The following is a 21,941-nucleotide window of genomic DNA, read 5'->3' as shown; positions in this document are numbered from 1 at the left end:
ACCCTCCTTTGTAAGCCCTTTCATTTACCTGTTCCTCATCCACAAACAATATGCTTTTTTAGTATATATAATCTTTTAAAGTTCTTTTTTGGAATATAAAAAGTTAGCTATTGTTCGCCAACTTTCTCTACATAGTCTCAATTTAAATGAAAAAACAGTTACTCTCAGGCCTTGTTTTCACCTCTGCGTTAAGCACATTTAATGTATTTGCAACGAATGGCTATTTTACTCATGGCTACGGTATGACTCACAAAGGCATGGCAGGTGCTGGTGTAGCGTTATCAGAAGAATTAATGTCGGGTGCAAATAACCCGGCTACTTTTTCAGCTAACGGCACGCAAATGTCGGTAGGCATAGAATTATTTGCTCCTGAGCGTAACTACACCGCTGCAAAGGTCGATGAATACTTTCCCAATGCACTGTATTTGGACGCAACCACCAAAAAAAGTGATAACAGCTTACTTGCAATTCCCGAATTTGCTATTGGCCATCAACTAAATGAGCGCATTAATATTGGCCTATTAGTTTACGGTAACGGCGGAATGAACACAGAATATGTGGCTGATTCTGCCCCTCAAGGCACATTTTATGGCGGCACCACTGGTGTTGAATTAAAACAGTTATTTGTCAGCCCAACCATGAGCTATCAATTAAATGAGCAAATACGCCTAGGTGTTTCTGCTATTTATGTAGTGCAACAATTTGAAGCACAAGGTTTGGCAAATTTTGCCGCCTTTTCGCAAAAGCCAGAGGCGCTGTCTAATAATGGCGTTGATACCAGCACAGGCATTGGAATGCAACTTGGGATCAGCCACATTATTAACTCGTCACTTAGCTGGGGCGCCAGTTACCGTTCATCAGTGTCTATGGATGAATTTGACCGTTACAGCGGCCTGTTTGCAGAGCAAGGCGGGTTTGATTTACCAAGCTCTATTCAGCTAGGTACCGCTTGGCAGTTTTTACCATCGCACCAAGTGGTGTTTGATTGGCAAAAAATAAATTACAGTGAAGTAAAAAGTATCGCCAACCCTATTACTAATTTAATGTCAGCGCCACTAGGGCTGAAGCCGGAGCAGGCTTTGGTTGGCACGATATGAGTATTTATAAACTGGGTTATCAATGGCAACGCACTGAGCAACAAAAAATTAGGTTTGGTGCTTCTTATACCGAGCAACCCATTCCATCATCTGACATTTTATTTAATATTTTAGCGCCCGGTGTGCAAGAATGGCATTTTACAGCAGGCATTAGTCATGCGCTTAGTGACGCGGTGCAATTTAACGCAATGGCTTTTTATTCACCCTCTAAAAATGTAACAGGTGCAAACTATTTAGCGCCTAATCAACAACTATCAATTTCAATGGAACAATCAGGATTGGGTGTATCCCTTGCTTGGAGGATTTAAACGATGACAACCGAATTCACACCACTATCTGGGGCTATTGGCGGTGGTTTAATTGGTCTAGCCTGCGCGTTATTACTGGTTTTATTTGGTAAAGTAGCGGGAATTTCAGGGCTTATAAAATCAATTTTTAATCCACTGGCAGCAGCTTCTCGTTGGAAACTGTGTTTTGTGATGGGGTTATTACTAGCAGGTGTATTTATACAATTATTTGCCCCTGAGCTGTTAGTAGGCGAATTAAACTTATCGCCTTGGATGATTATTATTGCAGGGCTTTTGGTCGGTGCGGGGACCACGTTAGCGAATGGCTGCACCAGTGGTCACGGCGTATGTGGTATGTCTCGTTTTTCGGCCCGTTCATGGGTATCAACCTGTACATTTATGGCAATCGCCATTATCACCGCTAATTTAGTAGGGTAAATCATGCACGCAATTATTACGCTTATTTTAGGGTTCGTATTTGGTTTGGGACTAATTATTAGTGGCATGACCAACCCAGATAAAGTGCTTAACTTTCTCACTTTTAATCAGCAATGGGACGGTAGCTTAATTATTGTTATGGCTGTTGCAATGAGCATTATGATGGGCGCATGGTTTTGGCTCACTAAAAAAGGCACGCCGGTGTTTAACGACAAACTAAGCCTTAGCGATTTAAAAAAGGTCGATACGCGGTTAATTACTGGCTCTATTTTATTTGGTTTAGGTTGGGGCTTAAGCGGCGTGTGCCCGGGCCCCGGGCTTGTACAACTGGTATCACTTAAAACAGAGTTTTGGTTATTTTTTGCTTCCGTACTTGGCGGTATGTGGCTGACCAAAAAAGTATAATATGAGTCGCCGAGCACGCCTCGGCCACTTAGCATACTAACCCTGAACTATGCTTTGTGCTCTTCAGCTGCTGCTCAGCTGAGTATATTACCAATCACTGTATATAAATCATCGCTATTAATGGGTTTGGCTATAAAGTCATCCATACCAACAATTAAACAGCGCTGCTTATCTTCCTCATAAGCATTTGCAGTGATCGCCACTATAGGTACTCGTAAGCCGGTTTTAATTTCAGTGGTTCTAATCGCGCGAGTGCATTCATAGCCATCCATGTTGGGCATTTGGCAATCCATTAAAATCAAATCAAACGACTGACTCTTCAATACTTCAAGCGCCTTTAAGCCATCTTCAGCCATTGTTAAACTCGCTTTAGTAGGCTCAAGCATTTTTGCAATCACCTGTCGGTTAATCGCATTATCTTCTACCAACAGTATGCGTTTATCCAAAAGATTTGGCTGCGAAGCTGTTTTTTTAGGTAACTTTGAGGGAGCGTCTGCTGATTCTGGCGCACTAATACTAAAGGTGAACGTACTACCTTTACCCTCTTCGCTGTGTAAATGAATTTCACCGTCCATCATTTTTATTAGCTTTTGAGAAATAGCCAGCCCCAGCCCTGTTCCGCCATACTTACGTGCAACGCCCACATCAGCTTGAGTAAACTCACTAAATAATAATGACTGTTGTGCCTTTGCAATACCAATACCGCTATCTTCAACGCTAACCTGAAGTTTATTATCGTTATAATCGAACGATAATCGCACAAAGCCTTGCTCTGTAAATTTATACGCATTAGAGAGTAAATTAATAATCACCTGATTTAAGCGTAATTCATCAACACTAATGTACAGTGGTAAATTTGTGGTTTGAATTATGCTAAATTCTACTTCTTTAGTACTAACAATCGGCGTAAATAAAGAGCGTATATTTTCGATAAATGGAGCTACCTGCGTGGGTCTACTATTTAGCTCCATGGCATTTGCTTCAATTTTAGAAAAATCTAAAATATCGTTAAGAATATCAAGCAAATTTTTTGCGCTTTTTTGCTGCGTGAGCAACAACTCTTTTTGTTCATTACTTAAAGACTGATCTCGAAGCAAAACCTCTCCCATACCTAATATGCCATTCATAGGTGTTCGAAGTTCATGACTCATGTTTGCTAAAAATTGTGACTTAGCAATATTTGCTTCATTGGCGAGTTTAACCGCTTGTGTTAGCTCAGTTGTTTGTTCTGCTACTTTATCTGCGAGTTGCTGATTAAATTGGCTAAGTTGTTTATTAAGGTCTTCATTTTTTACATTAGAGGCTTGCAAACTTTTGATTGAATGCTGAAGTGCATTGCCCAACATTTCAAATTGTTGCTGTAATTGCAGTATTTCGTACCAACTAGAGTCTGTATTAAATACGTGTTTTTCAGTTTTACTAAAGCTGTTGATTAAATGAGTTAACTCTATGATGGGTTTAACCAGCAAATGGGTGAATTTATAAATAAATAATACCACCAGTGCAATGGAAAATAGCCCCAGCAACATAGTGGGTAACCAAGCAGCCACTACCACCAAGCTTAAATATTTACGATTATAGAGCGATATAACCTGCCACCCTGTGGTGTCGTCAACATACTGATTTGTATGGTACATCTCGTTATCGTTTGAGCGAAAAAGCTGATTACCACTAAAACGTTGGATACTAAGATCCTGCTGCTTAAAATCAGTTAGCGCAGCAAACTGACTTAACGAGCTAAATACTACTTTTTTATCGGCATCAAGAACAAGTAAATCCCCTTTATACTCAAATAAATTGGGAATAAACCGCTCTAACTGATCTAGCTTGAGCGACCCCTCAACTACACCATAAAACTCATCATTTTTATAAATGGGAGCCGAAAGCGCAACAATAGGTTGATCGCCTAATCCTCTGCCTTGAAAAACGCCACTGCTGTAGCCTAACGGGAACTGCTGAGCCTGAGCGAAATAAGGACGATCATTAACATAACGCTGACTCTGACTTAAACCACTGAGCAATTCACTGGGTATACTTTTCTCAACATAACCTTCGGAGTTCGCATACAGACTAGTTGCAAAACCAGGGTATAAAGCCATTAGCCGCTCAAGCTGCTGCTGTATTGGTGCTCCTGCACTCATTGCATCACTGGTTATTACCATTGCATTTTTATGAAACAACAAATAGTCACTAAGCTGGGCACTGATCGAGCGTGATTTTTCTTTAAGTTGCGTATTTACTTCGTATTCTAAGCGCGAGTAATGCTGATTAACCAAAAAGACACTGGTGATCAAAACCACCAAAACAATAATTATACTGACAACATAACTTAATATACGGGCCAGAGGCTGCCCTTGATAAGCCCGGCTTGCATGAGGGACAAATACACTCACTAAGTCGACCAAAGCTAACGCTATCATGGCATTGATAAAGTATTTTGAGGCAGCCACAACAAGCGTGAGCCAAGGCAGGCCTATAACAAAGTGACCCAAAGCCCACACCAGTGGTAAGCCGACTAAAAACCAAAACACTGCGGCTAAAGGAAGTATTGGCTTAGAACGCTTTAAGCAAAAGGTATAAAGCCAAAACAGCTCAAGCACATAAACAATACTGGTCCAGCTATGCCCCCAGCGATAAAATAAAAAACCAGTGACAATAGTTAAACTAAGGAGGGAATAACGAAGCCCAGCAAACACTAAACTGAGTATTACAAACGTCTGACCAAATAAAAATTCAGAGCTATCAAAAAAATACAGAGGTAAAAGGTTAGCGCATCCCCCCAAAAGCCCTAATAATATAGCAAGCGCCCACTTATTCCTCTGAGACGTCATATTGACCCTTAATAGCTTATTTAACACCTGCGGCGTAAAGTATAATCACGAGTTTTAATTATTGCTCACTCATTAGCTATTGTCTATAAAGGTAAAAATTTAGCTAAGTGGGTATGATCTAGAATTAGTGTACGAATAATATAAATAAGAAATATTGAAAAATGGAATTTTAATACACCCAAATGAGGAATTTGGGTGGCAGTCTTACCAGCCACATCTCGGCACACACGTCACAAACTGTGGCTGCTCCCTTCCGGGCCTGACCAGGTTCGCCTGCTAGTGTTGCGAGAGGACCAATAAGACTACCATTGAGGGCCTTGGTTGGCGCGATTGAGATTATCTCTACTTTTACTCTGTTATTCAAGGGATAATCAAAAAAGAAAGTGCGATTGCATACTTCATATACAATCGCAGGGTATTTAGTTATTAAAGCGGTTATTAATTACTCTCTAACTGCGCTTTTATATTACGTAGCGCTGCTTTTACCTTTTTCATGTTCTCTGGGCCCATGCGTAAAAGTTGTTTTTGTGCAGCGGGTAATTGCTCCCACTCAGAAAACGCATACTGATAAGTAACCGAGTCACGCAATAAAGGTAAGCTGCCTTTTGGCTCTGGAGTATCAAGTAGCAAGTCAATGGCATCTTCAAGTGTTTGTGTAAACTCATCATCGCCATAGCCAATTTCAGTGTATGCACTGTTGATTAGCGGTTTATATTCTTCATATAAACGAACAGCTTGTGCGGCACTCATACTTGTTAGTACTTTTACATATGGGGTGTAGCGTTCATAGCTATTAGGATCAATGGTTAAAATATCGCCTTCGTTTACGCTAAAACCTTCTTCTAACTTTACAACTGGGGTATGTTTCTTAGCTACCTTACCTTTTGCTAAGTTATCGATAAACACCACACCACGACGAATAACATCATCGTTTAACACTAGGCTCATTGCCGCATCGCCTAAGTATTCATCTAATTTTGCAACCACGACAGGATCACTGTCATTTAATGTTGGTAAAGGCACAACCTCAGACTCTGGCTCAACGTCTGGGCGCTGTGTTGGCACTGCCAACTCTTCAGGTTTTTCTGGCTTAACCGATGGCGCACCGACCACTGGGTCGTTTTCAGGTTTTAGCTCCATAACGGGTTGCTCTTTTATGGGTTCTTCAACCTGCATAACTGTTTCTGGGGCTTCGCTTGGTTTTAATAATACAAACGCGGCGGCAATAATAATGATTAATAAAATAACCCCTGCGAAGATAAGGTTGTTATTCGGTGGACGTTTTTGAACATCTGATTCTGATGGTTTATCTGACATACGAACTCCATAAATATAAAAATGCGATACCGTTTAGAGTACTCTAAACAGATTTAATTCCTAACTTACACTAATATTCATTAATAAGTAGGGTCTGTTGACCTTTCAGGATTAAAATTTGTTCAGACCCTTGGGTAGAGGATGTTTGGTTTTTAAGCTACGTTATCGCCTATTTATGGGAAGTAACCACAATACATAGGCTCTGCCTTGCCTAAAAAAACAAACACACTGCTAAAAATTCAACCTCGAAAGATAAATAGACTCTAACATATCCTTTGATTCTTCTAGCTTAAAGACTTACAGTAAATAAATAAAGTAAAGACAGCGAACAGTTTAAATACCTAACATGAAAATTAAGCAAGTCGATCCTAGTAAACCTAAAATTGCCTTATTACTAACAGGTGGTGGTGCCCGAGCGGCTTATCAAGTGGGTGTTTTGAAAGCGTTAGCGCAAAGTATGCCCAGAACCGCCCCGCTCCCCTTTAGAGTGATAAATGGCACCTCTGCCGGTGCAATTAATTCTGCGGCCTTAGCATGTTACGCCTCATGTATGCATTTAGCGGTAAGAAAACTAGAAACAGTTTGGAAAAACTTTTCAACTTCGATGGTATATAAAAGCGACTTTTTAAGTGTGTTTGGTCATATTACCCGTAATATTTTAACCAGTTTCCAGTCAGAGCATATAAACCATCCACCAGCAAGCTTGTTAAATAACCGACCACTTAGAAAACTGTTAAACGATATACTAGATTTACATCGTATTGAGCGTAATTTACACCGTGACTATTTAGAGGCGCTGTCTATCACTGCATCCAGTTATACTACTGGCGATTCTGTTGCTTTTTTTCAGTCAAATACGCAGCATTCTTGGCAACGAGCCAAGCGCGAAGGACGCGCTACTCGTATCAATGTTGAACACCTAATGGCCTCAAGTGCCATTCCTATGGTGTTTCCAAGTGTGAATATTTATAACCATTACTTTGGCGATGGCTCAATACATCAGCTTTCACCTTTGAGCCCCTCTATTCACTTAGGGGCAAATAAAATATTTATTATTGGGGTTGATCAACCCAAAGAGCCACACCCTCCAGGGTACTCTGCACATTTCCCGGGGCTTTCGGCCGTGGCAGGGCATTTACTCGACAGTGTATTTACCGACACCATGCAATCTGATCTAGAGCGCTTGGACAGAATAAACCGCACACTCGGTTTACTGCCCAATAAGCATAAGCATCAAGAATTGAAACAAATAGATAGCTTTATTATTAATCCATCGCAAAACTTCAATGCCATTGCCGCGCAGTATTACGATGATATGCCTTGGGCGATAAAAGTTTTATTACGTATGATCGGGGTAAAAAAGCGCTCTCAGTCGAGTTTGACCAGCTATTTGTTATTTGAAAAACGCTACACCCAGCATTTAATTCAAATCGGATACGACGATGGTATGAAACAACTCCCTGAAATCAGAAAGTTCTTAGAGCTAGAGTAAGTTTTTTTGCTTAATGGGCTACTCTATACCATCAAGTAAATAATGCTCAACACGTTCTACACGCCGTGGTTTACCTTGCAGCACTAGAATATCATTAGCATACAATATTGTGTGTTCTTGTGGTGTGTCTATTTCTTCGCCCTCGCGGCGAAGCGCCTTAATTAGCACTTTTCTTTTTGCTAAATTGAGTTCGCTAATTGCTTTATTAACCGCAAATGCTTTATCTGGTAAGGCTATTACATGTAAATACTCTAAACGCTCTGGCAAGTTGGTATCGCTGTCAATATTTTCGCCGGCAAAAAAGCTGTGCAATAATTTATAACGGTTTCGTCGCTCACTACTAACACGGCGAATAATACGGCTCATTGGCACACCAGACATTGACAACACATGCGACACCAACATTAAGCTTGCTTCAAGCGCCTCAGGCACAACCTCAGTAACCCCTAGCGCTTTTAAGCGCTCTAACTGACTATCATCACGGGTTCTTATGAGTATTTTAACCTTAGGTGCAACCTGTTTAATGGCATTAATGACTATTTGAGTTTGTTGAAATTCGGTAAAAGTAATAATGACTAGTCGCGCTCGCTCTACCCCCGCACACTTTAAAATATCTTTTTGCTCAACATGACCAAATATTAAAGGCTCGCCCGCCGCTTTTCCTTCTTGTACTAAAATGGGGTCGCTCTCTATTGCCACATAATCAATTGCCTCTGGGGATAAAAAGCGGGCAATAGTTTGTCCTACTCGAGAAAAACCGCATATCACCACATGGTTATGATAAAGCGTGCTACTTTGAAGCTCGTCTTCAAAGGCAAACTTTGCGCGCTCTAACATGCCTAGTCGTTTTAAAATAAAAGGGGTTTTATCAATTAAATAGGGCGTAAGCGCCATAGAAATTACGCCCATGGCAATTAAAAATGATACTTGCTCAACGCTCAGCAAATTATGCTGTGCAGCGAGTGCAATTAACACAAAGCCAAACTCACCCATTTGCCACAACATTATAGCGCACGCTAACGCATCTTGTTTTCGCTCTCCCATAAATAAAGAAGATAACATCACTACGGCAATTTTTAAGATTAAGATGCCCATCAAGGCAACAATAATAATACCCGCATGATCAACAACAAAACCAATGTCTAACTGCATCCCCACGGTTACAAAAAATAACCCCATGAGAATATCGCGAAACGGGCGAATATCGGCCTCTAATTGATGACGATAGTGGCTCTCCCCTAGCATCATGCCTGCTAAAAAAGCCCCTAATGCCATCGATAAACCAAAAGAGTATGTGAGTAACCCGGCAAACAAGGACACCAATAACGTGGTTAATACAAACAGCTCATCGCTTCGTGCTAGTGCCACTTCTTTAAACACCTTGGGCAAAACCCACTTGCCAATAGCCCATAGCAATACACACACAAACGCGCCTTTAGTCAGCGCAAACAGCAATGCCCAACCAATACTATTGGGATCACTGCTGGCAAATAAAGGCAAAATAATGAGTAGCGGCACAACCGCAATGTCTTGAAATAGTAAAACACCGATTGCCAATTGCCCTCGGCGTTTATTTAAATCACCACTCTCTTTTAATAATTTAGCAACCACTGCCGTAGAGGAGAGCATAATAATAATGCCGATGGTAAAACTAGTTAATAAACTAAAATTTAATAAATAAAGGATTAAAATAAGCAAGATACTGCTGACTATGACTTGCAATGAGCCTAAGCCAAATACGATATTTCGCATTGCCATTAAGCGCGATACAGAAAACTCCAGCCCTAAACTAAATAACAAAAACACAATACCCAGCTCAGCAATAAAGTCCATTTCATGGCTTTGTGCCATCCAACCAACGCCATGGCCACCAGCTAGTAAACCTACCGCTAAATAAGCTAATACAGGGGGAAGCCCTATTCGCTTAAATAGCCATACAAATAGAACCGCAGCAACTAAAAGTCCAAAAACCTGAGCATTAATATTTTGCAATGCAATCCTTATAAGCAATTAATGGAATGTAACTTAACTATAGCAACCGTATAAGTTTCAGCCAGAATGTAAATATGGCATATAACCTGCTTAGTTATAAAAAGTAATACTATAGGGGGAAGAAATAGTGGAAAACGTTCATATTTTGACACAACGTATCTCTGGTCGCGGCGAATTTTTGCCGTTCTCAGCAGAGCAATATAATAGCAATACACCGACAGCGCTGCATGAGCTAGCAGCTAAACTGCAAACGAGCTTAGTTTTAGAAGATATTTTAGGAACGTTTGCAAATTTTGCAAAACAACTGCTTAATTTTTCTGGTGTGCATTTTAAAGCAACAAGTATTGATGTAAAAACACCCAATAGTGATGTTGAAAATCCAGCGTACTCGTTTGATTTAAAAGTTGAAAATGAGTACTTAGGCACATTAACTTATTATACAAAGTATCCGCTTAGTGCGGCTATTGAGAAAAAGCTACAACACTTTCATAGTGTACTAATTTATCCATTGCGTAATGCGCTTATGTATAACCGTGTATTAAGGTTAGCCACAAAAGATTCATTAACCGGATTAAACAACCGTAGTCAATTTAATGACATGTTGCTACAAAAGCTTGAAAATCATCGACGTAACGGTCATTCTTTTAGTTTAATGCTACTTGATTTAGATAATTTTAAGCAAGTAAATGACAACTATGGTCATAAAATTGGCGATGACGTTTTAATCGAGTTTGCTGCGGTTTTATCTAGTAGTATTAGGGGGACTGATTCGGTATTTCGCTTTGGTGGCGATGAGTTTTCAATATTAATCGAAGACCCGGCTTTTACCACCAATAAAGTGGTAGCTGAACGTATTATGCGTTTAGTCAGAAACTCACCAATTATGTCTAAATACAACGTCACAGCCAGTATTGGTTTTACGCTGACTAATAGCGACGATTGCCAGAACGAGATATTTTCTCGCGCAGATAAAGGCTTATATAAAGCAAAAGCATCTGGGCGAAACTGCGCAAAAGCCTATTAAGTAATAAAAACATTATTTTTAAAAAGCCTAGCCTCCCCCGCTGGGCTTTTTTACGCTACTTTTTTAATATCACGTGCTTATAAATGAGCAACATGGCGCAAAAGCCAAAAAAGAAGCCACTGAGTAAATTAAGCAATGCGGCAATTGTCGCAAGCGGTGTAAAAAGCACTAACAGTAATGGCATACTCACCCCTAAAATGAAAAATACGCCCCCTTTACCTAACCAATAGGCAAGTAAAATGGCGGCACATACCATACCGCCCAACACAGCGTAGCCTAATGTAATTATATTAAGGGTTAAAAATACATTCGCTAAAACCGCAATCAATAGCGTAATTAATATGCCAGTAGGTGCCTTATTTATAAGCGACAGCCCAACATGAGGTTGTTGACTCATGATTTATACTCCCAAATAAAACCAGTATCATCTTTGTGATTATCACTAATAAAATAGCCAACCACTTGAACTAGCTCATCATTGTAAAAAATTAATGGAATATGAGCACGCAGCCAAGGCGCTACTTTTGCATCTTTAAACCAATGCTTAAGGGTATTGCTGCCTGGTTTTTTGAGTGGTTTAATACGCGCACTATTACAGTTAAAACGAACACTGACTTGTTCATCAGGTTTAGGGGCGCGTATACCCATTCCCTGCAGGCATTGTAGTATTTGTCCGTCATTCAGCACTAGTTCGCGACTTGTTACGCGTTCAATATTAACGGCTAAAGGCGTCGGTTGCACAAAATACAGATAACCTTGATGACGGCGTATTTGTCCATCGCTTAGCTCAATAACCATTTGCGCATCAGCTTTGGCATGAATAGCCTGACTAATTATTTGCATTAACTGTTTTTGCGAAGGCATGGTATGAGTAAATAAAGCCAGCCATGCGCGCAGAAGATTCGCAATGCGAATAGCGCTGTAATGAGCCATATTTTGTATATTAAGCGCCTGATGTTGGTTAATACACTGTGCGAGATCTTGCTGGGTATATTCATCAAGCAGTGCTTGTTGCTGTTGTAATAATTCTATACTACGGGCTGTACACTGCTCAAACCCAGTAAAACGCTCAGCCAACTTAGGCACGATTTGTTGACGCAAAAAATTACGATCAAAGCGTTCATTGGAGTTTGACTCATCAGTAATATGGCTAATATTAAATTGCTGAGCAAACGCTTCTATGTCGCTGCGTTTTACCCCAAGTAATGGCCTATAGCACTCACGGCCACTTTCAAGCACGCGAGTTTGCTGCATAGCGCCGAGCCCTTTTAAGCCTGAGCCGCGCTTTAAACGAAGTAAAAATGTCTCTACTTGGTCGTTTAAATGCTGGCCTAACAAAATGACACTATCGCTTGGGCTGTGTTCATCAAGCGCTTGATAACGCGCTTCGCGAGCCTGCGCCTCAATACTGGTGCGCGATTTCGGCTCAATAATGACGTTTGCCGCCTTAAAATCAATTGAAAGCTGCTCACAGCGTACTTGGCAAAATTGCTGCCAGTGATGGGCGTTATCACTTAAGCCATGATTGACATAAATTGCACTTAAATCTAATTGCGGGTACTGCTGTTTTAACCCATGCATAATATGCAATAGCACGACCGAATCTACCCCACCAGATAAGGCTACTGTAAATGTGAATTGCCCATTTTCTAAGTAGTGATTAAGGGCTTTTTTTACCTGCAGATAAATAGGTGTTTTGTGCATTAATATACCCAATGAGTAAATTGCTAATAACCCGAACAATAAAGGCTCTACGTTACGGTATTTTAAAACAAAAAAAGCCGCATAGGCGGCTTTTTTCTATATTTAGCTACATTTAGCTATTTTTAACAATAACCAAACGACATTAAACGCTTGTAACGTTGATCAAGCATCTCTTCAAGCGATAACGCTTGTAAGTCTGCTAAATCGCGCTTAAGGCGTACTTTTAAGTTACGTGCCATCGCATCGTAATTACGGTGCGCGCCGCCTAATGGTTCTTCAACTAAATTATTAATTAAATCTAGCTCTTTAACACGCTCTGCTGTTACACCCATTGCCTCTGCAGCCAATGGTGCTTTGTCAGCACTTTTCCATAAAATTGATGCACAACCCTCTGGTGAAATAACCGAGTAAGTGCTGTATTGCAACATGTTTACTCTGTCGCCCACACCAATGGCTAATGCACCACCTGAACCACCTTCACCAATAACAGTACAAATTGTTGGTACTTTAAGTGCGGCCATTACTTTTAGGTTACGTGCAATTGCTTCAGACTGACCACGCTCTTCAGCGCCAACACCAGGGTATGCACCTGGGGTGTCGATAAAGGTCATGATTGGCATTTTAAAACGCTCTGCCATTTCCATTAAGCGCAATGCTTTACGGTAACCTTCAGGTTTTGGCATGCCAAAATTACGTTTGATTTTTTCAGCAGTACCACGGCCTTTTTGCTGACCGATCACCATTACTGGCTCACCATCTAAACGGGCTACGCCGCCTAAAATGGCAGGGTCGTTAGCAAACGTGCGATCACCCGCAAATTCGTCAAATTCCGTAAAAATACGCTCGATATAATCTCGAGTATAAGGACGCAACGGATGACGTGCTAACTGTGATACTTGCCAAGCGCCTAGTTCAGAGAAAATTTTCTCCTTCATTTGTGCGCTCTTTTCTTTAAGTTTACTGACTTCCTCTTCTAATCCAAGGTCTAATTCGCCAGCGCGGCTTACATTTTGTAATTCTTCAATTTTTGCTTCTAATTCTGCAATTGGAAGCTCAAAATCAAGATAATTGAGGCTCATGCTCTAAACTACCTAATTAGTTAAATTCTAGTTCTACATTTTGCGCTGCCATCAGCGATAACTTATGAATTAAGTCGTCACTTGGCGTAACACACCATTCGATCCCTAGGGTTAATTGCACCAACGCATCGGGGCGTTGATAATATACCTTGATCGGACACGTTCCCATTTTGTATGGTTCGAGTACTTTTTGTAATTTATCGAAGAAACCAGCCTCGATCTGCACCATATTCAGCGTCATCTTAATCGCTTTTATACGCTTTTCACGCGCCTGAGCAATGGTGTTTATTTCTCTGGCGGTCATTGTAATACCACCAGAGAAGTTATCAAAGCTGACCTGTCCGGATATCACCAAAATATTGTTGATTTGCAACATATCTTGGTACATTTCAAACTGTTCTGGAAACAAGCGTACATCAATTCGGGCGCTTTTGTCATCTAAAGTTATCAGCCCCCAACGATTTCCTTTTTTATTAATTAAGGTTCTCGCTGCAATCACTAAACCTGCTCCGGTTGAGAGCACATCACGATTAGTTGGTTGTAAGTCGATGAGTCGGCCACTGGTGTAATGCCCAAGCTCTCGTCGATACTGGTTTATAGGATGTCCGGTTAAATAAAGGCCTAGGGTGTCTTTTTCGCCATCAAGCCACTGATTATCCGTAAGCGGTGTCGCTTTTATAAACGCTTGCTCTACTTCATCAGGCTCTGTAGCCAATAAACCAAATAAATCACTTTGCCCTAATAATTCAGCTTTGTTGTGCTGATCGGCTGCGCGCATCGCATCTTTTAAGCTGGCTAATAGTGTTGCTCGCCCAGGTTGAGTTTTTTCAGGCCCTAGTTGGTCTAATGCGCCTGCATAAATTAATTTCTCGGTAACGCGTTTATTTAAGCGTTTTAAATCAACACGCGCACAAAAATCAAATAGGTCTTTAAATGGGCCGCCTTTTGCTCGCGCCTCTAATATGGCATCAACCGGCGCTTCACCCACACCTTTAATTGCCCCTATGCCGTAAACAATCTCACCTTGAAGGTTAACAGTAAACTTGTATTCACCGGCGTTTACATCGGGCGGTAACAAAGTGAGTTTCATGTTTTCACATTCATCCACCAGCGTTACTATTTTGTCGGTGTTATCCATATCAGCCGACATTACCGCCGCCATAAACTCGGCCGGATAATGCGTTTTCATCCACAGCGTTTGATACGATACTAATGCATAAGCTGCTGAGTGAGATTTGTTAAAACCGTAACCCGCAAACTTTTCAACCAAGTCAAATATTTTTATTGCCAGTTCGCCGTCAATACCGTTGTTACGTGCGCCTTCTTCAAAGGTTGAGCGCTGTTTTGCCATTTCTTCAGGCTTTTTCTTACCCATAGCACGACGTAACATGTCGGCGCCGCCCAGTGTATAACCGGCCAGTACCTGCGCTATTTGCATAACTTGTTCTTGATACAAAATAATGCCGTATGTCGGCTCAAGAATCGGCTTTAAACTTTCGTGTTGGTATTGCGCATCGGGATATGAGATTTCTTCTCTGCCGAGCTTTCGGTCGATGAAGTTATCTACCATGCCTGATTGCAGTGGACCTGGGCGGAATAAGGCCACTAGGGCTATCATATCTTCAAAGCAATCGGGCTTTAATCGGCGAACTAGGTCTTTCATGCCGCGTGATTCTAGCTGGAATACCGCGGTGGTTTCAGCGCGCAGTAGTAGCTCAATACTTTTTTTATCATCCAATGGAATGGTGTTGATATCGACCGGCTGTTTGCCTTCACGCTTTAAGCGCTCATTGGTCATATCCAGCGCCCACTGTAATATGGTGAGCGTACGTAAGCCTAAAAAGTCGAACTTAACTAAACCCGCGGTTTCTACATCGTTTTTATCAAACTGAGTAACTGGAAACTTGCCTTCGTCATCGCAATAGAGCGCCGCAAAATCGGTAATGGTGGTCGGCGATATTACAACCCCCCCTGCGTGTTTACCGGCATTACGTGTACAGCCCTCAAGAATACGACACATGTCGATTAAATCTTTAACTTCTTCATCGCCGTCGTAGGCTTCTTGCAAACGGGGTTCTACGTCAAATGCTTTAGCCAGTGTCATCCCAGGGTCGCCCGGAATAAGCTTAGAAATACGATCGACAAACCCATACGGATGACCAAGTACCCGGCCTACATCGCGTATTACCGCTTTTGCTGCCATAGTACCAAAGGTAATAATTTGCGATACCGCGTCACGGCCATACAAGGCCGATACATGATCAATTACTTCATCACGCCTATCCATGCAAAAGTCGACGTCAAAGTCGGGCATAGAAACACGTTCAGGGTTTAAGAATCGCTCAAAGAGTAGGTCAAATTCGAGCGGATCAAGGTCGGTAATTTTAAGGGCATAAGCCACTAATGAACCCGCACCTGAACCACGCCCTGGGCCTACTGGAATATTGTTATCTTTACTCCACTGAATAAACTCCATTACGATCAAGAAGTAACCAGGGAATCCCATTTGGTTAATTACATCAAGTTCTATTTTTAAACGTTCATCGTATTCGCCACGTTTTTCTTGACGTTCTTGCTCGTCAGGAAATAAAAACTGTAATCGTTCTTCAAGGCCGTCTTGTGACACTTTAACCAAAAACTCATCAATTTTTAGTGAGCCCGTCGGATAATCTGGTAGGAAATACTCACCTAATTGCACGGTTACATTACAGCGCTTTGCAATTTCTACGGTATTTTGTAGCGCTTCTGGAATATCACTAAATAGCTCTGCCATTTGTTCTGGCGTTTTTAGGTATTGCTCTTGTGAAAAGCGCTTTGGTCGGCGTTTATCATCTAGAGTGTAACCATCAAAAATAGCCACACGAATTTCATGGGCTTCAAAGTTTTCAGGTTTTAAAAATACCACTTCATTGGTGGCCACTACTGGCAATTGCTCATTTGTTGCAAGCTCCACCGCCATGTGCAAATAATTTTCTTCTTGAGCACGGTTGGTACGAATAAGCTCTATATAATAATGATCGCTAAAATGCTGTTTATAAAAACTGACCACCGACTCAACAATAGCGGGGTTACCTTTTATTAAGGCTTTTCCTAAATCGCCATCTTTGGCGCCCGAGAGTATGATAAGCCCCTCTTTTAAATCAACTAACCACTCACGGTCAATGACAGGGCGATGAAAAACATGGCCACGTTGATAGGCTTTAGAGATCAATAAAGTAATATTTTTATAGCCAATGTTATCTTTGGCTAATAATGTTAATCGGCTTGGTTCGTCGGGGAATTCTGGGCTACGTACCCAAAAATCCGCACCAACAATCGGCTTAATACCCGCATTATGCGCTGCGCCATAAAAACGCACCAGACCACAAAAGTTCATTTGATCGGTAATTGCCAACGCTGGCATTTCAAGCTCTTGTGCTTTAGCGACGATTGGTTTGGTTTTTGCCAAACCATCAACCATTGAAAAGTCTGAGTGAACTCTTAGATGAACAAATTCAGGAGCCGCCATAATTACTCCTTACCCGAAAGCGCAAGCACACGCTGCACAGGTTTAAAGCTCTTGCGATGCTCATCTATCGCACCGTATTGTTCAAGCGCTGCAAAATGTGCCTTAGTTGGATACCCCTTATGCCCTGCAAACCCATATTGTGGGTAGCGCGCATCAAGTTCAATCATTTCATCATCCCGGGCAACTTTTGCTAAAATAGACGCGGCTGATATTTCAGCAACTAGGCTATCGCCTTTTACCACCGCTTGTGCGGGCATTGCTAATTTAGGTAAACGGTTACCATCTACAAATACAAATTCAGGCACTGTGCTAAGCGCTTCCACCGCGCGGCTCATAGCAAGCATGGTGGCCTGTAATATATTTAACTCATCTATTTCACTAGGGCTACAACGGCCAATGGCGTAACACAGTGCCTTTTCTTTTATTTCGATGGCTAATAATTGGCGCTTTTTATCGGTTAATTTTTTAGAGTCGGCAAGGCCAGCAATCGGTTTAGCGGGATTTAAAATAACAGCGGCTGTAACCACATCACCCACAAGCGGTCCACGACCAACTTCATCCACACCGGCTATTAAGGTTACATTGGGTCGTTCAATTTGCATCTATTAACTCCGCCACTGCATTTGCAGCTTGTTTACTTGCATCTAATCTAATTTTTTCATGTATAGCTAAAAAGCGTGCTTTTAATTCTTTATTATCGCTATTGAGCATAGGAGTGAGCGCCGCGGTTAAATTAGCCACATTACACTCACTTTGTAAAAACTCTGGTACTAACTCTTCATCTGCCAATAAATTGGGTAGCGAAAAATATTTAATATTAAAGGTAAATAAGGTTTTAAAAATCCAATAACTCATGGGTTTAATTTTATAACCAACCACCATTGGCTTTTTATATAACATGCCCTCAAGCGTTGCTGTACCTGATGCAAGCAATATAGCATCGGCGGCTTGCATGGCTAAATTTGATTGGCCATCTAGTAAGTTAACATTAAGTGAGGGCGCTGTGGCATTTAAAATAGCAATAAACTGCGCTTTGCGCTTTGCGTTCACCAGTGGCACCACGACTTTTAATGCTGGGTTCTGCGCTTGTAACTGCGCCGCTGTTTTTATGTAAGTTTCACTTAACAAGCCCACTTCTGAGCCCCGGCTCCCGGGCAATAACGCTAACACCTTGTCATCAGCACTTAAGCCTAGTTGGCTGCGGGCTTGGCTATCGTCGTGCTTAAGTGCAATGTCGTCAGCTAATGTATGACCTACAAAAGTACACGGTACTTGGTGTTTGTCGTAAAATTCTTTTTCAAAAGGCAATAAAGCCAATACTAAGTTAGTGGCTGCACTTATAGTGTGAATCCGTTTTTCACGCCACGCCCACACTGAAGGGCTTACGTATTGCACGGTTTTGATGCCTGCGTCTTTTAACGGTTTTTCTACACGTAAATTAAAATCGGGCGCATCAATGCCTATAAAAACATCAGGAGGGTTATCAATAAAGTGCTGTACTAACTGTTTGCGGATTTTTAGCAAGCGCGGTAAACGGCCTAGGACTTCAACCAAGCCCATAACCGACAACTCATCCATATCAAACAGCGTTTTGCAGCCTTGAGCTTGCATTTTAGGGCCTGCAATACCTTCAAAAGTGGCATCAGGAAAGTGTATTTTAAGCGCTTTTATGAGCCCTTCACCTAAAATATCGCCCGACAGTTCACCTGCCACAATACCAATTCGTAGTTGTTTTTTATCTTTTTTCATTTGCTATTTTTTCACAAGTAAACCCGGCGTTCATACCGATTAGTTTACCGTGTTTTAAGGCTAGGTTAAACGCTTAAAACACACCACTTTTTTCTAACTTACTCTTAATTGATGACTGCGTATTTTATAGACTGATGTAATGTCATAGTATATTAAAGTTTTCTAATATACATATTGACAAAAATTGTACAAACGCTAATAATGATGCAAACTTTCAGAAATTACTGAAAGTTTATTAAAACATTAACAATTGCTTTGTGCTGTCACTGCATCACAACCAAAGGAGCCAAAAATGATAGATGAAACCTTTGTGGATCTATCGCGATTACAGTTTGCTGTCACCGCTCTATTTCATTTTTTATTTGTGCCGTTAACAATCGGTATGACCTGGATTTTAGTTATCATGGAATCGGTTTATGTTATGACCGGTCGCGAAATTTATCGTGATATGACTAAGTTTTGGGGCAAGTTATTTGGTATTAACTTTGCTATTGGCGTGGCGACGGGCCTCACCATGGAATTTGAGTTTGGTACTAACTGGTCGTATTACTCGCACTATGTGGGTGATGTATTTGGTGCGCCACTGGCCATTGAAGGCTTAATGGCATTCTTTTTAGAATCAACCTTTGTGGGAATGTTCTTTTTAGGTTGGGATAGGCTCTCTAAACGCCAGCATTTAGGGGTCACATTTTTAATGGCGCTGGGCACAAATATGTCTGCGCTGTGGATTTTAGTCGCTAATGCGTGGATGCAAAATCCAGTAGGGGCTGAGTTTAACTATCAAACCATGCGCATGGAAATGACCAGTTTTGCAGAGCTGGTATTTAACCCGGTAGCGCAAGTTAAGTTTATTCATACTGTGTCTGCAGGTTATGTTGCTGCGTCTATGTTTGTGCTTGGGATTAGTAGCTGGTACATATTAAAAGGACGTGATTTGGCATTTGCTAAACGTTCGTTTTCGGTGGCATCAGGCTTTGGTTTAGCCTCTATTTTATGTGTTATTTTACTCGGTGATGAATCTGGCTACGAAGTCGGTGAAGTACAAAAAGTAAAACTCGCGACCATAGAAGCTGAATGGCATACCGAAGAAGCCCCTGCCGCCTTTACTGCAATAGGTTTCCCTGACTCAGAAGAGCAAGTCACTCATGCTGCAGTAAAAATTCCCTATGCATTAGGGATTATTGCAACACGCTCACTTGATGAGCAAGTGATTGGTATTTCTGATCTTGAGAAAAAACACGAAAAGCGTATTCGCAATGGCATGATTGCTTATGAATACCTAGAAAAACTTCGCGCAGGTGACGATACCCCTGCAAATATCGAAAAGTTTGATAGCGTCAAAGATGATTTAGGCTATGGCTTATTACTAAAACGTTACACTCCTAATGTGGTAGATGCCAGCGAGGCACAAATACAACAAGCCGTTAAAGACTCCTTCCCTAAAGTGGGCCCTATGTTTTGGTCATTTAGGATTATGGTTGGCTGTGGCGTAATTATGCTTGGCGTGTTTATTCTCTCTTTTTATTACAACGCCCATCGTATTATTGAACAAAAACGTTGGTTGTTGTGGGCGGCGGTATTGAGCATTCCTCTGCCTTGGATTGCTATTGAATTTGGTTGGATTGTGGCTGAATATGGCCGCCAGCCATGGGCTATTTCTGAAGTATTACCGACCTTTTTAGCAACGTCATCGCTGACGGTAAATGATATTTTAATTAGCTTGACCGGTTTTATTGTTTTCTATACTGGATTGGCGATTGTTGAAGCATGGTTAATGATTAAATTTATTAAGCAAGGCCCAAGCTCTTTGCATACCGGTAAGTACCATTTTGAATTACCTGATCACAGCACGGCTGCTAAAGGAGAACTATCATGATTTTTGATTATGAAACATTAAAAATGCTCTGGTGGTTAATTATTGGTGTGCTGTTAATTGGTTTTGCCATTACCGATGGTATGGACATGGGCGTTGCTATGTTACTGCGCTTTGTGGGCAAAACAGACAGTGAACGGCGTACCGTTATTAATACCATTGGTGCCCACTGGGATGGTAACCAAGTATGGTTTATTACTGCAGGCGGTGCCTTGTTTGCAGCGTGGCCTATGGTTTATGCGGCAGCGTTTTCTGGTTTTTACTTTGCCATGATGCTGGTGTTATTTGCATTATTTTTTAGGCCTCTTGGCTTTGATTATCGCTCTAAAGTTGACTCTAAACGCTGGCGTAATAACTGGGACTGGGGCTTGTTTGCCGGTAGTGCCATACCTGCGCTAGTATTTGGTGTCGCGTTTGGTAACTTGTTTTTGGGTGTACCGTTTGATATCGATAATTTATTAAGAGTCAGTTACCAAGGGTCGTTTTTTGCTTTACTTAATCCGTTTGCGCTTATTGCCGGCTTAGTTAGTATTACCATGTTAATTGCACACGCAGGAATGTGGCTACAACTGCGCACCGCAGATCAGGTCGCTGAGCGCTCAGGACAGTACGGTCGCTACTCATTACTTGCCTTTATAGTGTTATTTGCGGCGGCTGGTGTGTGGGTTGCCAACCTAACGGGCTATCAAATTGTTTCTATGGGTGATACTCAAGGCCATGCAGATCCACTGGCAAAAGTAGTCACAACCGCCCAAGGCGCATGGCTTAATAACTACAGCGAACGCCCATGGACAATGACCTTCCCTATTTTGGCATTTGCAATGGCACTGTGTGCACTGCTGTTTTCTAAAGTAAATAAACCCGCTTTAGGCTTACTGGCAACCAGTGTGATGTTAATTGGAGTGATTATGACCGCAGGCGTTTCGTTATTCCCATTTATCATGCCCTCAAGCAACAACCCTGATATTAGCTTAACCATTTGGGATGCGGTATCAAGCCACAGAACACTCAATGTTATGTTTATTGCTGTGGTTATATTTGTGCCACTCATTTTAGCCTACACCACGTGGTGTTATGTAAAAATGTGGCGCAGAGTGACGGTTGATGAAATTGAAAACAACCCTCACGGCAGCTATTAAGGAGAC

The 21,941-nt window shown here is 41.5% G+C and carries 17 protein-coding genes and 1 other RNA gene; 8 read left to right on the top strand and 10 right to left on the bottom strand.

The window, feature by feature from the left end; all coding sequences use genetic code 11:
- Positions 1–146 precede the first annotated feature (146 nt).
- The 4 genes from A9479_RS03755 to A9479_RS03745 are packed head-to-tail and all read left to right on the top strand — an operon-like array spanning position 147 to position 2,227.
- Entirely contained in the window at positions 147–1,097 is a 951-nt protein-coding gene (locus A9479_RS03755; protein WP_231893543.1) for an OmpP1/FadL family transporter, read from the top strand.
- Positions 1,094–1,405 (top strand): hypothetical protein, encoded by a 312-nt coding sequence (locus tag A9479_RS20055; protein WP_231893542.1) that lies wholly within the window; start codon positions 1,094–1,096, stop codon positions 1,403–1,405. The genes A9479_RS03755 and A9479_RS20055 overlap by 4 nt, the downstream gene beginning before the upstream one ends.
- A gap of 3 nt (positions 1,406–1,408) precedes the next feature.
- Positions 1,409–1,822, top strand: a complete 414-nt coding sequence (locus A9479_RS03750; protein WP_036981994.1) for a YeeE/YedE family protein — start codon at positions 1,409–1,411, stop codon at positions 1,820–1,822.
- A gap of 3 nt (positions 1,823–1,825) precedes the next feature.
- The gene (locus tag A9479_RS03745) at positions 1,826–2,227 is read left to right on the top strand and encodes a DUF6691 family protein (protein ID WP_064662724.1); all 402 of its coding nucleotides are present in this window, start codon (positions 1,826–1,828) and stop codon (positions 2,225–2,227) included.
- A gap of 74 nt (positions 2,228–2,301) precedes the next feature.
- Here A9479_RS03745 and A9479_RS03740 read toward each other — a convergent pair whose 3' ends face one another.
- The 3 genes from A9479_RS03740 to A9479_RS03730 form a co-directional block, all read right to left on the bottom strand.
- Positions 2,302–5,058, bottom strand: a complete 2,757-nt coding sequence (locus A9479_RS03740) for a hybrid sensor histidine kinase/response regulator (protein ID WP_064662723.1) — start codon at positions 5,056–5,058, stop codon at positions 2,302–2,304.
- A 202-nt stretch (positions 5,059–5,260) separates the two neighbouring features.
- Positions 5,261–5,357, bottom strand: an RNA gene (gene ffs / locus A9479_RS03735) — signal recognition particle sRNA small type.
- 139 nt (positions 5,358–5,496) lie between these two features.
- Positions 5,497–6,375, bottom strand: coding sequence for a DUF3014 domain-containing protein (locus tag A9479_RS03730; RefSeq protein ID WP_016899296.1), 879 nt, complete (start codon positions 6,373–6,375; stop codon positions 5,497–5,499).
- Positions 6,376–6,721: 346 nt separating this feature from the next.
- On the opposite strand from A9479_RS03730, the gene A9479_RS03725 reads away from it, so the two are divergent.
- Positions 6,722–7,867: a patatin-like phospholipase family protein gene (locus tag A9479_RS03725; RefSeq protein ID WP_016899295.1), complete on the top strand. Its 1,146-nt coding sequence runs from the start codon at positions 6,722–6,724 to the stop codon at positions 7,865–7,867.
- Between the two features lie 18 nt (positions 7,868–7,885).
- Here A9479_RS03725 and A9479_RS03720 read toward each other — a convergent pair whose 3' ends face one another.
- The gene (locus tag A9479_RS03720; protein WP_033103775.1) at positions 7,886–9,859 is read right to left on the bottom strand and encodes a monovalent cation:proton antiporter-2 (CPA2) family protein; all 1,974 of its coding nucleotides are present in this window, start codon (positions 9,857–9,859) and stop codon (positions 7,886–7,888) included.
- Positions 9,860–9,986: 127 nt separating this feature from the next.
- On the opposite strand from A9479_RS03720, the gene A9479_RS03715 reads away from it, so the two are divergent.
- The gene (locus tag A9479_RS03715; protein WP_008467488.1) at positions 9,987–10,883 is read left to right on the top strand and encodes a GGDEF domain-containing protein; all 897 of its coding nucleotides are present in this window, start codon (positions 9,987–9,989) and stop codon (positions 10,881–10,883) included.
- A gap of 55 nt (positions 10,884–10,938) precedes the next feature.
- Here A9479_RS03715 and A9479_RS03710 read toward each other — a convergent pair whose 3' ends face one another.
- The 6 genes from A9479_RS03710 to lpxB form a co-directional block, all read right to left on the bottom strand.
- Positions 10,939–11,280, bottom strand: a complete 342-nt coding sequence (locus A9479_RS03710) for a hypothetical protein (protein WP_008467489.1) — start codon at positions 11,278–11,280, stop codon at positions 10,939–10,941.
- The gene (gene tilS, locus A9479_RS03705; protein WP_064662722.1) at positions 11,277–12,587 is read right to left on the bottom strand and encodes a tRNA lysidine(34) synthetase TilS; all 1,311 of its coding nucleotides are present in this window, start codon (positions 12,585–12,587) and stop codon (positions 11,277–11,279) included. Before tilS ends, A9479_RS03710 begins: the two co-directional genes overlap by 4 nt.
- 122 nt (positions 12,588–12,709) lie before the next feature.
- Positions 12,710–13,666: an acetyl-CoA carboxylase carboxyl transferase subunit alpha gene (gene accA / locus A9479_RS03700; protein ID WP_008467493.1), complete on the bottom strand. Its 957-nt coding sequence runs from the start codon at positions 13,664–13,666 to the stop codon at positions 12,710–12,712.
- Positions 13,667–13,682: 16 nt separating this feature from the next.
- Positions 13,683–17,174, bottom strand: a complete 3,492-nt coding sequence (dnaE, locus tag A9479_RS03695) for a DNA polymerase III subunit alpha (RefSeq protein ID WP_058155026.1) — start codon at positions 17,172–17,174, stop codon at positions 13,683–13,685.
- A gap of 2 nt (positions 17,175–17,176) precedes the next feature.
- Positions 17,177–17,776 carry a ribonuclease HII gene (gene rnhB, locus A9479_RS03690; RefSeq protein ID WP_008110956.1) on the bottom strand — a complete coding sequence of 200 codons (600 nt, stop codon included), beginning with the start codon at positions 17,774–17,776 and terminating at the stop codon, positions 17,177–17,179.
- The gene (gene lpxB / locus A9479_RS03685; protein WP_016899290.1) at positions 17,766–18,923 is read right to left on the bottom strand and encodes a lipid-A-disaccharide synthase; all 1,158 of its coding nucleotides are present in this window, start codon (positions 18,921–18,923) and stop codon (positions 17,766–17,768) included. The genes rnhB and lpxB overlap by 11 nt, the downstream gene beginning before the upstream one ends.
- Before the next feature lie 292 nt (positions 18,924–19,215).
- On the opposite strand from lpxB, the gene A9479_RS03680 reads away from it, so the two are divergent.
- Together A9479_RS03680 and cydB are read left to right on the top strand one after the other, a co-directional pair.
- On the top strand, positions 19,216–20,799 hold the full coding sequence (locus tag A9479_RS03680) for a cytochrome ubiquinol oxidase subunit I (RefSeq protein WP_016899289.1): 1,584 nt from the start codon (positions 19,216–19,218) through the stop codon (positions 20,797–20,799).
- Positions 20,796–21,935 (top strand): cytochrome d ubiquinol oxidase subunit II, encoded by a 1,140-nt coding sequence (cydB, locus tag A9479_RS03675; protein ID WP_064662721.1) that lies wholly within the window; start codon positions 20,796–20,798, stop codon positions 21,933–21,935. Before A9479_RS03680 ends, cydB begins: the two co-directional genes overlap by 4 nt.
- Positions 21,936–21,941: the final 6 nt, after the last annotated feature.

The sequence above is a fragment of the Pseudoalteromonas sp. MQS005 genome (assembly GCF_001661605.1).
GTDB lineage: Bacteria > Pseudomonadota > Gammaproteobacteria > Enterobacterales > Alteromonadaceae > Pseudoalteromonas > Pseudoalteromonas tetraodonis.
Note: the sequence above shows the minus strand (reverse complement) of the source record. Positions and strands in the feature narration are given on the sequence as shown.